This window comes from Arthrobacter russicus (genome assembly GCF_031454135.1).
In the GTDB taxonomy this organism is placed as follows: domain Bacteria; phylum Actinomycetota; class Actinomycetes; order Actinomycetales; family Micrococcaceae; genus Renibacterium; species Renibacterium russicum.
The window spans coordinates 301,275-313,942 of record NZ_JAVDQF010000001.1 but is presented as its reverse complement, the minus strand read 5'-3'; the positions used below and the strand labels follow the sequence as shown (position 1 = coordinate 313,942).

General features: G+C 61.9%; 13 protein-coding genes. 12 read left to right on the top strand and 1 reads right to left on the bottom strand.

What is annotated here, in order from left to right:
* Window position 1 precedes the first annotated feature (1 nt).
* On the bottom strand, window positions 2-943 hold the full coding sequence (locus tag JOE69_RS01445) for a LysR family transcriptional regulator (RefSeq protein WP_309795466.1): 942 nt from the start codon (window positions 941-943) through the stop codon (window positions 2-4).
* A 170-nt stretch (window positions 944-1,113) separates the two neighbouring features.
* Between JOE69_RS01445 and JOE69_RS01440 the strand changes: the two genes are divergently transcribed.
* The 12 genes from JOE69_RS01440 (at window position 1,114) to JOE69_RS01385 (ending at window position 12,668) form a co-directional block, all read left to right on the top strand.
* The gene (locus JOE69_RS01440; RefSeq protein ID WP_309795464.1) at window positions 1,114-1,776 is read left to right on the top strand and encodes an alpha/beta hydrolase; all 663 of its coding nucleotides are present in this window, start codon (window positions 1,114-1,116) and stop codon (window positions 1,774-1,776) included.
* A gap of 23 nt (window positions 1,777-1,799) precedes the next feature.
* Window positions 1,800-3,107, top strand: a complete 1,308-nt coding sequence (locus JOE69_RS01435; RefSeq protein ID WP_309795463.1) for an NAD(P)/FAD-dependent oxidoreductase — start codon at window positions 1,800-1,802, stop codon at window positions 3,105-3,107.
* Window positions 3,095-3,874 carry a DUF1365 domain-containing protein gene (locus tag JOE69_RS01430; protein ID WP_309795461.1) on the top strand — a complete coding sequence of 260 codons (780 nt, stop codon included), beginning with the start codon at window positions 3,095-3,097 and terminating at the stop codon, window positions 3,872-3,874. Before JOE69_RS01435 ends, JOE69_RS01430 begins: the two co-directional genes overlap by 13 nt.
* On the top strand, window positions 3,871-5,127 hold the full coding sequence (locus JOE69_RS01425) for a class I SAM-dependent methyltransferase (RefSeq protein ID WP_309795459.1): 1,257 nt from the start codon (window positions 3,871-3,873) through the stop codon (window positions 5,125-5,127). The genes JOE69_RS01430 and JOE69_RS01425 overlap by 4 nt, the downstream gene beginning before the upstream one ends.
* Window positions 5,127-6,347 (top strand): class I SAM-dependent methyltransferase, encoded by a 1,221-nt coding sequence (locus JOE69_RS01420; RefSeq protein ID WP_309795457.1) that lies wholly within the window; start codon window positions 5,127-5,129, stop codon window positions 6,345-6,347. Before JOE69_RS01425 ends, JOE69_RS01420 begins: the two co-directional genes overlap by 1 nt.
* 488 nt (window positions 6,348-6,835) lie before the next feature.
* On the top strand, window positions 6,836-7,087 hold the full coding sequence (gene nrdH / locus JOE69_RS01415) for a glutaredoxin-like protein NrdH (RefSeq protein ID WP_309801077.1): 252 nt from the start codon (window positions 6,836-6,838) through the stop codon (window positions 7,085-7,087).
* A 99-nt stretch (window positions 7,088-7,186) separates the two neighbouring features.
* Window positions 7,187-7,612: a class Ib ribonucleoside-diphosphate reductase assembly flavoprotein NrdI gene (gene nrdI / locus JOE69_RS01410; protein WP_296363736.1), complete on the top strand. Its 426-nt coding sequence runs from the start codon at window positions 7,187-7,189 to the stop codon at window positions 7,610-7,612.
* Window positions 7,613-7,683: 71 nt separating this feature from the next.
* Window positions 7,684-9,804 (top strand): class 1b ribonucleoside-diphosphate reductase subunit alpha, encoded by a 2,121-nt coding sequence (nrdE, locus tag JOE69_RS01405; RefSeq protein ID WP_309801075.1) that lies wholly within the window; start codon window positions 7,684-7,686, stop codon window positions 9,802-9,804.
* A 55-nt stretch (window positions 9,805-9,859) separates the two neighbouring features.
* The gene (gene nrdF, locus JOE69_RS01400; protein ID WP_296363195.1) at window positions 9,860-10,837 is read left to right on the top strand and encodes a class 1b ribonucleoside-diphosphate reductase subunit beta; all 978 of its coding nucleotides are present in this window, start codon (window positions 9,860-9,862) and stop codon (window positions 10,835-10,837) included.
* A gap of 259 nt (window positions 10,838-11,096) precedes the next feature.
* Window positions 11,097-11,570, top strand: coding sequence for a DedA family protein (locus JOE69_RS01395; RefSeq protein ID WP_309795454.1), 474 nt, complete (start codon window positions 11,097-11,099; stop codon window positions 11,568-11,570).
* 10 nt (window positions 11,571-11,580) lie between these two features.
* On the top strand, window positions 11,581-12,375 hold the full coding sequence (locus JOE69_RS01390) for a thioesterase family protein (RefSeq protein WP_309795452.1): 795 nt from the start codon (window positions 11,581-11,583) through the stop codon (window positions 12,373-12,375).
* Window positions 12,376-12,383: 8 nt separating this feature from the next.
* The gene (locus JOE69_RS01385) at window positions 12,384-12,668 is read left to right on the top strand and encodes a DUF427 domain-containing protein (RefSeq protein WP_309795449.1); all 285 of its coding nucleotides are present in this window, start codon (window positions 12,384-12,386) and stop codon (window positions 12,666-12,668) included.

The window sequence follows — 12,668 nt, the reverse complement described above, 5'->3', positions numbered from 1 at the left end:
TTCAATCCGCGACGGCTTCGGCGAACGCCGCAGCCAACAAGTCGACGAAAAGGTCCAAACTGGCGTCTTCGGAGGCCGCGTCCTGCCGTTCCGATTGGCCGCTTTCCTGACGCCGGAGGGCGAAGACCGTCCGGGCGAGCCGGATTTCCGGCACTTCGACGACGACGAAGTTCTCTTTGCTGTGTTTGAGCACGAGTTCCGGTACCATTGCGGCGCCCAAACCGGCTGCGGCAAGGGCCAGGGAGGCATTGAAGTCATCGCTGTAGCCCACTACTTGGGGATGCAGATTGCACGAAGCGAAGAGCCGCTCGATCACGGTGGCGTCGCTGGTGCCCGGGTGGTGCATGATCCAGGGCATCTCGGTCAACTGCGAGGCGGTCATCCGGGAACCATCGGTGATGCCCCAACCATGGGGCAGCACCACCCGGAAGACATCGTCGCCGACCCATTGCCGATGCAGCGTATGCGGCCAGGCCAGGCCGCTTTGGCCGACTTGGAACACCAAAGCCAGATCCAGTTCGCCGCCCGACCGCAATCCTTGGATCGTCTGCGGCGGCTCGCCGACCCGGATCCGCAATCGCCTGCCCAGGCCCTGCCAGGCCGAAGTCTGCAAGACCCGGGGCAGCACATAGGTGGCCAGCGAAGGAAAGATGCCCAGGACAAGTTCCCGGGTGGCATGGTCCGGTGATTTCGTCGCGGCGGCCAGCAGTGCATCGAGGTCGGTGAGTACTTTGGCCGCATGCCGGGCCATCACGAACGCGGTGTCCGTGGGTTGGACCGAACGGGCGGTACGGGTGAAAAGCACCACGCCGGTCTCCCGCTCCAAAGCCGCGATCTGCTGCGAGACCGCTGACGCCGTGTAACCGAGATGCTGGGCCGCTGCGGCGAATGAGCCGCGCCGGGTGACTTCGAGCAAAGTACGCAAATGTATCGGGTTGACCACTCGACCGCCCCTTTCCTGCTGATGACCTGGCCTGGGTCGCCGTTTCAGCCAGGGGTGACAAACCGGCGTGCCGGTCGAACCCATCCCCGAAGCAGATCGCGCCGAACCTCTGGCAGAGGGCAACCGCCCCCGGGTGCTTTGATTCTAAGCCAGGAGTTGCCGGAGTGAGCATGGACCAACCGAGAGCCGGATTCGATCTGCTCATGCCCGATGATCCGGTCGCCGCGATCGTGTTGGTCCTGGCCGGGGGCAAGCCGGAAAGCCGGGCGCGGTCCCGGCCTTGGCAGCTGTCCAACCTGCGGATGCGCCCATTCACCCGGCGGCTGGCGAAACAAGGGCGTTCCCGAAGCATAGCCGTGGCGCAACTGAGGTATCGGATGCGCGGCTGGAACGGCGTCGAGCAATCTCCGGTGGCCGACGGCCTTTGGGCGTTGCAGCAACTCCGGGAACATTTCGGCTCCGCTCCGGTAGTGGTCCTGGGACATTCCATGGGCGGCCGGACGGCGGCGCATCTGGCCGCGCGGCCGGAAGTGCTGGGGGTGGTCGCACTGGCGCCTTGGTGGCCGGAGCAGGAGGGGCGTGCGTTCCGCACCGGCCAGCAGCTTTTGGTGCTGCACGGCGCGGCCGACCGGTGGACCGACCCGGAGGAGTCCGCCCGGCAGGTCCGGTTGGCGGCGGAGCACGGAGTTGCCGCGCGGTGGCGGGCGATGCCAGGCGGGCATTTCATGCTGCGGAGTCCCCGGCTCTGGCAACGCGAAGCAGTGCGGACGGCGATTTCCTGGGCCGACCCATCCCAGCGCCGGATGGCCCCGAATGCAGGGCAAGAGAACTGAACAACCCAGGAGGAACCCGTCCCGTGGCAAACGACCAGAGGATTTCGGAAACCGGCGATGTCAGGGCCCCGCGTTCGATTGCCGTGGTGGGCAGCGGAATATCCGGTCTAGTCGCGGCTTGGATGCTCAGCAGTACCGATCGGGTGACGTTGTTCGAGGCCGATGACCGGCTCGGTGGACACGCGCACACGCACGAGCTGGCCGACGGCACGCCGGTCGATTCCGGATTCATCGTATACAACGAGCGCACCTACCCGACGTTGATCCGTCTGTTCGAACAATTGGAAGTGCCGACCAAGCCCTCCGATATGTCAATGTCGGTCAAATGCGCTGGCTGCGGGCTGGAGTACGCCGGGGCCAAGGGGTTCAGCGGCCTGTTCCCCGGGTGGCGGTCTTTCGCTAAGCCGCGCTATCTCCGAATGCTCGGCGAGGTGCTCCGATTCCATCGCAGGGCCAGAGCCTTGCTGGCCTCAGCGGGGGACGATCTGACCCTCGGCGAGTTCCTCGAAGCGGAAAAATTCAGCCAATATTTCCAAAGCCATTTCATGACCCCGGTGGTTTCGGCAGTATGGTCCTGTGATGCTTCAACGGCTCTGGACTACCCGGCACGTTATCTGTTCACGTTCTTGTCGCATCACGGCATGCTCGCGGTCAAGGGATCACCGAAGTGGCGGACCGTCGACGGCGGCTCGCATGAGTACGTCCGCCGGGTCGCCAAGTCGATCACCAGGATCAAGCTCGGAGCCAAGGTGACCTCGCTGGAGGAGTTCCGCAGCGGCGTTCGGTTGGGTTGGACCGAGGAGGGAGTGGCCCAAACCGAGGACTTCGCCGCCGTCGTTCTGGCTACCCACCCGGATCAAGCCGCCGCGATTCTGGGCCGGAACGGCAATACGGAGCAACGCCGGGTGCTCGGTGCGATCCCGTATTCGAGCAATGAGACACTGTTGCACAGCGACGAAAACGTGCTGCCCGGGGCTGCCCGCGCCCGCGCGTCCTGGAACTATTACCTGCCTGATTGCTCCGCCCAGCCGGAGAACGTGCTGGTCAGTTATGACTTGAGCCGATTGCAGTCGCTCGACTACCCGGGCGGACGACTGCTGGTCAGTTTGGGCGAAGCGGACCGGATCGCGGATTCCGGCGTGCTGGCCCGGATGCGCTATGAACACCCGCAATACTCGCCGGCTTCGCTGGCCGCGCAAGCCGAGTTGGCGGCGATCTGCACCTCGAAAGTGGTGTTCGCCGGGGCGTACCACGGCTGGGGTTTTCATGAGGACGGCGCTTTGTCCGGCTATCGCGCGGCGCAACGGCTCGGTGGATCATGGCCGGTGTGAGCGCCTTGTATGCGATCACGGTCCGGCACGTCCGCCGGGAACCGGTGCGGAATGAATTTTCCTACCGGAGCTATCAATGGTTCGTGGATCCGGAACAGCTGCCCGCGATTCCGTTTTGGCTGCGGCCTTTTGCGCAGTTCCGGGCCAAGGACCATATGGGCGATCCGGACCGCGGGATCGGCGATAACTTGCGCAGCTACCTCGCTGGGCAGGGGATCGAAGCCGCCGGGCGGATCACCATGCTCAGCAACGCTGCGGTGCTCGGTTACGTCTTCAATCCGTTGTCGGTCTTCTGGTGCCATCGGGCGGATGGATCCTTGGCCTGCATCGTGGCGGAGGTGCACAACACCTATGGCCAGCGGCACCGCTATCTGATTCAGCCCGATGACGCCGGCCAGGCGCGGGTGCGCAAGGAATTCTATGTTTCGCCTTTCTACCCGGTGGACGGCGAATACCGGATGAGCCTTCCGGAACCCGAGGAATCGGCCCGTCTGGCCATCGTGTTGGAGCGTCCGGAGGGCAAGCCCTTCGTGGCTTCGGTGGTTGGCAGGAGATTGCCAGCCAGCAACGGCAATATTGTGCGCATGTTATTGGACATCCCGCTGGCCCCGTTGCGGGTGAGCATCCAGATCTTTTACCAGGGGATCCGCTTGTGGTTGCGGAAGCTGCCGGTGCAACCGCGGCCGACGACGGCGCCACAATCCGAATACCAGCGCGGGGCAGGAAAACACGTTTCCAGCCGAGCAGTCGAGGAGGCAACCAGATGACGCAAACCTATTCGAATCCCAACGTCCGCCAGGATGTTTGGCCTGATGTGGCCCGGATTCCGTCGGCGATCAAGGCCAAAGCCGGAGCTCCGATAGCCGGCACGCTGTTCCGCGCCGCAGTGCGGCGGTTGCCGGTGTCCGTGCAGTTGCCGGATGGTTCCCAGTTGGGCAAAGGCGGCCCGGAGATGGTCCTGCGGGATCCCGATCGGTTTTATGCCCGGATTGCCAACGGCGGTCTGATCGGGCTGGGTGAGTCCTATATGGCTGGGGAGTGGGATGCCCCAGATCTGGCGGCCTTGATGACGGTTTTCGCCTCCCGGGTCTCACAATTGATTCCGCAGCCGCTGCAAGCCCTGCGTGGCATGATCTTGCCACAACAACCGCGACGGGAACGGAACACCGAAGCAAACACCCGGAACAATATTTCCCGGCACTACGACTTGTCCAATGAACTGTTCGCCGAATTCTTGGATCAGAGCATGAGTTACTCCTCGGCTCTGTTCGACAGTTTGGACGTTTCGTCGTTTGAAGCTCTGGAACCGGCCCAGCACGCGAAAATCGACCGGCTGCTGGACTTGGCCGACGTCGGGCCGGGGACCCGGCTGTTGGAGATCGGCACCGGCTGGGGCGAGCTGGCCTTGCGCGCGGCACGCCGCGGGGCGCAGGTCTATTCGGTTACGCTCAGCAGCGAACAGAAGGAATTGGCCGAACAACGGGTCGCCGCCGCAGGTTTCGCGGACTCGGTGCGGATCGAGCTGCTCGACTACCGCAAGGTGCAGGGCAGCTTCGATGCGATCGTTTCAGTGGAAATGATCGAGGCGGTGGGCTTCGAGTTCATGCCGGAGTATTTTCGGATCCTGAGCGATCGGTTGGCGCCAGGGGGAGCAATCGGTCTGCAAGCGATCACGATCGGGCATGAGCGGATGCTGGCAACTCGGAACAGCTACACCTGGGTGCACAAGTACATCTTTCCCGGCGGCATGATCCCCTCGGCGGAACTGATCGCGGAGCAATCGGCGCTGAATGGCTTGACCGTGGAGAACCGGATGGCTTTCGGCCAGCATTACGCGCAAACCCTGCGTCTGTGGGACGAGCAGTTCACCCGGAATGCGGCTGAGGTGGGTCGTTTGGGTTTTGACGAGACGTTCCGTCGGATGTGGCACTTCTATTTGGCCTACTCGAGGGCAGGGTTCGCCGCGGGTTACCTGGATGTCCAGCAATTCCAACTTCGCAAGGCCAAAGGAAACCATTGATGATTGCGCAACAACTCGCCGCCTTGCTCGAACCATTCCTGGGCGGTGAAATGCCGGTGCGGATCATCGCCTGGGACGGCTCCTCGACGCCGGAGCAGGACTCCGATGACCGGCCGGTGGTCCGGCTGAATTCGCCGAATGTGCTGCGGCGGCAGTTGTGGGGTCCGGGGGAGCTTGCGCTGGCCCAGTCTTATGTCCTGGGCGAGCTGGAGGTCTCCGGAGAGCTCTACGCGGCGCTGCGCCGCGTCTGGGATGTGGTTGCGGAGCGGCAGCTGAGCGCGATCAAGGTCACGCCGGCGCTCTTGGCCAAGTTGGCTAGGCTGGCCCAGTCTGCAGGCGCGATCGGCCCGCGGCTGGCGGCGCCCGGTTCGCAGGCCAAGTTGGTCGGTCGTCTGCATTCGAAACTCCGGGACAAACGGGCGATCAGCCACCACTACGATCTGTCCAATGATTTCTACGGGTTGATCCTCGAAGAGCGGATGGCCTACTCGTCCGGGTACTGGGGTGACGGTGCGACGGATGTGTTTCAGGCACAAGGCGCAAAGTGCCGTTTGGTGGGCGAAAAACTCGGTCTGCAACCGGGTATGCGGGTATTGGACATCGGATGCGGCTGGGGATCTTTGTCGATCGAACTGGCGGAGCAGTTCGATGTGCGCATGGTCGGCGTGACGATTTCGGCCGAACAACAGGCATTCGCCAGGGAACGGGCGCGCAAACGCGGCGTCGCCGATCAAGTGGAGATCCGTTTGCAGGACTACCGGGAGATCGACGGCGGGCCGTTCGACGCGGTGGTTTCCTTGGAAATGGGTGAACACGTCGGGCAGCGGAACTATCCGGGCTATGTGGACGCGATCCGGAAAAATCTCGCCACCGGCGGGCCGGCGTTGATCCAGCAGATGGCGCGCACCGGGAAGTACCCCGGGGGCGGGCCTTTCATCGAGGCCTTCATCGCCCCGGACATGCACATGCGCCCGCTCGGTGAAACGATCGGCTTCTTCGAAGCGGGCGGCATGGAGGTGCTCGGGGTGCAGTCGCTGCGCCAGGACTACGTGCAGACCATTGCCGCCTGGCGGAAGAACTTCGAGCGACACCATGCCGAAGCGGTTGCCATGATGGGTGCCGAAGTCGTCCGGGTGTGGGAGCTTTATCTGGCCGGCGGCGAGTTGACCTTCGACCAGGGCCGCATGGGCGTGGACCAGATCCTGATGCGCCGGCGCTGAGCCGTTTTCGCCAGCGCCCGGCCGCGCTGCGCAGTACTTCCAGGCCCGTCCAATTCGCCCGTTCAGTGGGCAGTGCCGTCTGAACCCACGCAACAGGTGAATTGGACGGGCGTGTGATCGAACTGGTTGCTGCGGCGTTGTGTCCGGGCGCGACACGCGACACGCCGGAAGCCTGCGACACGCCCGTGTTTTTAAGTGCAGAAGTACTCCACAGATTGTGGATAGACCCGCTTAAAAGTCCGGAAATCCGCTGATTTTTTCGCTGTTGCCTGTGGACTATCGGTGCATAAAATGACATACTTGTAATACATCATCTTGGGGTCCAAGCAAACCGTCTGCACTATATGTAGTATCGATTTAAGGATCTGGTCCGATCGGCTGAAAGGCCGGGCGGGCAAAGAATGCCAAAAATGAAGCAGGTTCGTCCAGCGGTATCGGGCGAACCGGAACAGCAGCCGTTTATGGATGCACTAAGGGGACAAAGGATCATGACCGTCACGGTTTACACGAAGCCAGCATGCGTGCAGTGCAACGCTACTTACCGGGCCTTGGACAAGAAAGGCATCACCTACCAGAGCGTCGACCTTTCCCAGGACCCCGATGCGCTGGAGCGCGTCCGTGCGCTCGGTTACCTGCAGGCCCCCGTCGTCGTGACCGAACAGGATCACTGGTCGGGCTTCCGTCCGGACAAAATCGATGAACTGGCACAGGCCTCCGACGCGGCAAGCTCGGTGGCCTGAAGCTCCTGACCGCTACGCCGCTCCAGTCGTCTGACTTCCGGTGGCCGACGTCGGCAGAGGTTCCCGATCTCGGCAGGCAATCAGCCAGGGGAGGTGCGCATGAACCCCACGAACAGCAAAATCATCTATTTCTCGTCGGTCTCCGGCAATACCCACCGCTTCGTCGACAAGCTCGAGCTGAATGCGGCCAGGTTGCCGGTGAAGACCAAGGACGAGACGCTCCAGGCGACTGAACCCTTTGTCCTGGTCCTCCCCACCTATGGCGGGGAAACCGGGCATGGGGCGGTGCCGAAACAAGTGATCAAATTCCTCAACGTCGCGGAAAACCGATCACTGATCCGCGGTGTGATCGCCGCAGGAAATACGAATTTCGGGGAAACCTACTGCCTTGCCGGCGAGATCGTGGCCAGCAAATGCTCGGTTCCCCTTCTTTATCGATTCGAGCTCATGGGCACACCGGAAGATGTGGACCGGGTTCATCAGGGATTGGAACAATTTTGGACACCACAGTTGCAGATGCAGTGACCGCGGCTTCGCCCGGACGGGATCAGCAAAGCGAAGCCGTCGACACGGCTCCGGCGAAGAAGAAAAAGGATCTGCCCACGGCTTACCAGGGCCTCGGCTACCACGAGCTGAACGCGATGCTCAACTTGTACGACGCCGACGGCAACATCCAGTTCGACGCCGATCGCGAAGCTGCGCACCAGTACTTCCTGCAGCATGTGAACAACAACACGGTGTTCTTCCACGACCTGGAGGAGAAGCTCGATTACCTGGTGAAGAACCAGTACTACGAGCGGGAAACCCTCGACCAGTACACGATGAACTTCATCCGCGAACTGTACAACCGCGCCTACAAGAAGAAGTTCCGTTTCGAAACCTTCCTGGGCGCGTTCAAGTTCTACACCTCTTACACCTTGAAGACCTTCGACGGCAAGCGCTTCCTGGAGCGTTACGAAGACCGAGTCTGCATGGTGGCTTTGCACCTGGCCCGGGGCAACGAGGATCTCGCGACCAAGCTGGTCGACGAAATCATCGATGGCCGGTTCCAACCGGCCACGCCGACCTTCCTGAACGCCGGCAAGGCGCAGCGCGGCGAGCTGGTCTCCTGCTTCCTGCTGCGCATCGAAGACAATATGGAGTCGATCGGCCGATCGATCAACTCGGCGCTGCAGCTGTCCAAGCGCGGCGGCGGCGTGGCATTCGCGCTGACCAACATCCGTGAGGTCGGCGCGCCGATCAAGCAGATCGAAAACCAGTCGTCCGGCGTCATCCCGGTCATGAAGCTGCTCGAAGACAGCTTCTCCTACGCGAACCAATTGGGTGCCCGCCAGGGTGCCGGTGCGGTCTATCTGCACGCGCACCATCCGGACATCAACCGCTTCCTGGACACCAAGCGTGAAAACGCGGACGAGAAGATCCGGATCAAAACCCTCTCGCTCGGCGTCGTGGTCCCGGACATCACCTTCGAGCTCGCCAAGCGGGACGAGGACATGTACCTGTTCTCCCCGTACGACGTCGAAAAGGTCTACGGCATGCCGTTCTCCGACATCTCGGTCACCGAGAAGTATTACGAGATGGTCGACGACTCGCGGATCAAGAAAACCAAGATCAAGGCACGGGAATTCTTCCAGACCCTCGCCGAGATCCAGTTCGAGTCCGGCTACCCGTACATCATGTTCGAGGACACGGTGAACCGGGCCAACCCGATCGAAGGCAAGATCATCATGAGCAATCTCTGCTCGGAGATCCTGCAGGTGTCCAAGCCGACCACCTACAACGACGACCTCTCCTACGCGGATACCGGCAAGGACATCTCCTGCAACCTGGGCTCGCTGAACATCGCGAAGACCATGGACTCGCCGGACTTCGGCAACACCATCGAGACGTCGATCCGGGCGTTGTCCGCGGTTTCGGACATGTCGGACATCACGTCCGTGCCTTCGATCGCCAAGGGCAACCGCGCCTCGCGGGCGATCGGCCTGGGCCAGATGAACCTGCACGGCTACTTGGCCCGGGAACGGGTGCACTACGGTTCCGAAGAAGGTTTGGACTTCACCAATATCTACTTCTACACCGTGGTCTACCATGCGTTGCGTGCTTCCAACCTGTTGGCGATCGAGACCGGTGAGACCTTCGGCGGCTTCGAGAACTCGAAGTACGCCTCCGGCGAGTTCTTCGACAAGTACACCGATCAGGAATGGGCTCCGCAGACCGAACGGGTCCGTGAGCTCTTCGCGAAGGTGCACATCCCGACCCAGGACGATTGGCGCGAGCTGAAAGCTTCGATCATGGAGCACGGCATCTACAACCAGAACCTGCAAGCCGTTCCGCCGACCGGATCGATCAGCTACATCAACAACTCCACGTCCTCGATCCACCCGGTGGCGTCGAAGATCGAGATCCGCAAAGAGGGCAAGATCGGCCGGGTGTACTACCCGGCGCCGTACCTGACCAATGACAACCTGGAGTACTACCAGGATGCCTATGAGATCGGCTACGAAAAGATCATCGACACCTATGCCGCCGCCACGCAGCACGTGGACCAGGGGTTGTCGTTGACGTTGTTCTTCAAGGACACCGCCACCACTCGGGACATCAACAAGGCGCAGATCTACGCTTGGCGCAAAGGCATTAAGACGGTCTACTACATCCGGCTGCGCCAGCTGGCGCTGGAAGGCACCGAAGTAGAGGGCTGCGTCAGCTGCATGCTCTGAGTTCGGCCCCCACTGCCCGCCCTGGACGTAGGAATTTTTGAAAGAGGAAGCTGCAATGACACCCGATAAGCTCAAACTGGTCGACCACGTCCAGGCGATCAACTGGAACCGGATCCAAGACGAAAAAGACGTCGAGGTGTGGAACCGGCTGGTGAACAACTTCTGGTTGCCGGAAAAGGTGCCGTTGTCCAACGACGTGCAGTCTTGGGCCACCTTGACCCCGGAAGAACAGCAGCTCACCATGCGGGTGTTCACCGGGTTGACGCTGCTCGACACGATCCAGGGCACCGTCGGCGCGGTGAGCCTGATCCCGGATGCGCTGACCCCGCACGAGGAAGCGGTGTACACCAACATCGCGTTCATGGAATCCGTGCACGCGAAGAGCTATTCCTCGATCTTCTCCACCTTGTGCTCCACCAAGGAGATCGACGAAGCGTTCCGCTGGTCGGTGGAAAATGAGAATCTGCAGAAAAAGGCGCAGATCGTCATGGACTACTACCAGGGCGACGACCCGCTCAAACGGAAAGTGGCTTCGACCCTGCTCGAATCGTTCCTGTTCTACTCCGGGTTCTACCTGCCGATGTACTGGTCCTCGCGGGCCAAGCTGACCAACACCGCGGACTTGATCCGGTTGATCATCCGGGACGAAGCCGTGCACGGCTACTACATCGGCTACAAGTTCCAGAAGGGTCTGGAGAAGGTTTCCGAGGAGAAGCGCGAGGAGATCAAGGCCTACACCTTCGATTTGCTCTACGAACTCTATGAGAACGAAATCCAGTACACGCACGATTTGTACGATTCCGTGGGCCTGGCCGAGGACGTCAAGAAGTTCCTGCACTACAACGCCAACAAGGCGCTGATGAACCTGGGCTACGAGGCGATGTTCCCGGCCACCGTGACCGATGTGAACCCGGCGATCCTCTCCGCGTTGTCGCCGAACGCGGACGAGAACCATGACTTCTTCTCCGGTTCCGGCTCTTCCTACGTGATCGGCAAGGCCGTGAACACCGAAGACGAGGACTGGGACTTCTAACGGCCCACCGAAGCTACCTCCGCCCGAACGCACAGATAACGCACGTTTTTGAGCTTCAAGGTCGCGTCGGGACCCGGACAGCTTTTGATCGAAGCGGGGCAGGCCACGGAGCCGACCGGGCCTTAGCCGCCGGAAGAACGGCTGCCGCTCCGGGCGAGCGCTCTGCTTTGACCGTACGCCCGCTTAGGAGAACCTAAGCCGGATGTGAAACGATGGAAGCCACAAGGCCTCAGGGTGCCGGGAGAGGGCAGGGTTCCGGATGGAGTTTTTCACATCGCTGCCTTTCGGCTGGGCGTTTCTCTCGCTCTTCGGCATTGTGATGGCGCGCGCCAATGCCACGTACTGGCTGGGCCGCGGTGCGGCGGCCGGCGGTCGGAAAACGAAACTCAAGAAATACCTCGATTCCGCAGCGATGGCCAGGGCCGAGTCGATCATCGCGCGCTGGGGTGCGCCGGCGGTTGCGGTCTGTTTCGTCACGGTCGGCCTGCAAACCGCAATCAACCTCGCGGCCGGCGTCGGCCGGATGCCGTACGCCACCCGGTACCTGCCCGCCGTCATCGTCGGCTCGGTGATCTGGGCGCTGCTCTACGCGACCATCGGGCTCGCCGCCTTCACGGCGGTCATCGATGCGATCGGCGGCGAGCCGGCCGGACTCGCGGTGCTGCTGCTGATTGCGTTGGCGGTGCTGGGAATCGTGCTCTGGCGGCGCAAGGCAAAGGCTCTGAGCCGGTAATATCGGTGTGGTGCAGACAGAGGCAGACTCCTATTACCGCAAGCTCGGCGACGGCCGTTATGAATCCACGATCCATGCGCAGGGCGCTTGGAATCCGCAGGAACAGCACATGGCGCCGGTTTCCGGAATCATGGTCCGCGAACTCGAAGGGTTCGCACCGCGTCCGGACCTTCGGATGGCCCGGATCAGTTTCGACATCCTGGGCATGATCCCGGGCGGTGAATTCAGCATTGAATGCACCGTTTTGCGGCCCGGCAAGACTATCGAACTGGTCCAGGCGGAAATGATCGCGAACGGCAGGACGGCGGTCCGGGCCACCGCTTGGCGGCTGCAGCGCTCGGACACCACGGCGGTGGCCGGGCTCGGCGACGTCGCAATGCCGCCGCGTGCCGAGGCCACGGTTGCCGAGGGGCTGGCGGAATGGCCGGGCGGTTACATCCGTTCGATCGAACTGCAGGCGCTCCCGGGTGCAGTTCCAGGCCGCGGCCAAGCCTGGCTGCGGGGCAGATATCCGATGCTCGAGGGTGAAGCCACGGCTGATCTGGTCAAGCTGATCGGCGTCGCGGATACCGCGAACGGGATTGCGCCGCGGATTGCGCCGGGCGAAGGCACCTACATTTACCCGAACACCGATTTGTCCCTGCACCTTTACCGGGAGCCGGAAGGCGAGTGGCTGGGATTGGACACCTCGGTGACCTTCGGCAGTGACGGAATAGGACTGACTTCGTCAGTGCTTAATGACTACAAGGGTCCCTTCGGGCGAGCGGAGCAGATTCTGACCGTCCGGGCGATCAACCAACAATAGGAGGAGTCGTGGCCAAGGCAATGTGGAACGGCGAAGTGATCGCCGAATCGGACGACATCGAACTCGTCGAAGGCAATAAGTATTTTCCGCGTTCGTCGGTACGCGAGGAGTTGCTGGAACCCAGTGATTTCCACACCCACTGCCCCTGGAAAGGCGATGCCAGCTACTTCACCCTCAAGGTCAAGGGTGAACGCAATCCGGATGCGGTTTGGTATTACCCGGAACCGCTGAAGGGAGCCGAAATGGTCACCGATCGGGTGGCATTCTGGAAGGGTGTGACGGTCACTGACTGA

Excerpts from the sequence above, each read along its gene's own strand:
- JOE69_RS01440 (WP_309795464.1), top strand. The coding sequence starts at position 1,114 with ATGGACCAACCGAGAGCCGGATTCGATCTGCTCATGCCCGATGATCCG.
- JOE69_RS01430 (WP_309795461.1), top strand. The coding sequence starts at position 3,095 with ATGGCCGGTGTGAGCGCCTTGTATGCGATCACGGTCCGGCACGTCCGC.
- JOE69_RS01425 (WP_309795459.1), top strand. The coding sequence starts at position 3,871 with ATGACGCAAACCTATTCGAATCCCAACGTCCGCCAGGATGTTTGGCCT.
- JOE69_RS01420 (WP_309795457.1), top strand. The coding sequence starts at position 5,127 with ATGATTGCGCAACAACTCGCCGCCTTGCTCGAACCATTCCTGGGCGGT.
- nrdH (WP_309801077.1), top strand. The coding sequence starts at position 6,836 with ATGACCGTCACGGTTTACACGAAGCCAGCATGCGTGCAGTGCAACGCT.
- nrdI (WP_296363736.1), top strand. The coding sequence starts at position 7,187 with ATGAACCCCACGAACAGCAAAATCATCTATTTCTCGTCGGTCTCCGGC.
- nrdF (WP_296363195.1), top strand. The coding sequence starts at position 9,860 with ATGACACCCGATAAGCTCAAACTGGTCGACCACGTCCAGGCGATCAAC.
- JOE69_RS01395 (WP_309795454.1), top strand. The coding sequence starts at position 11,097 with ATGGAGTTTTTCACATCGCTGCCTTTCGGCTGGGCGTTTCTCTCGCTC.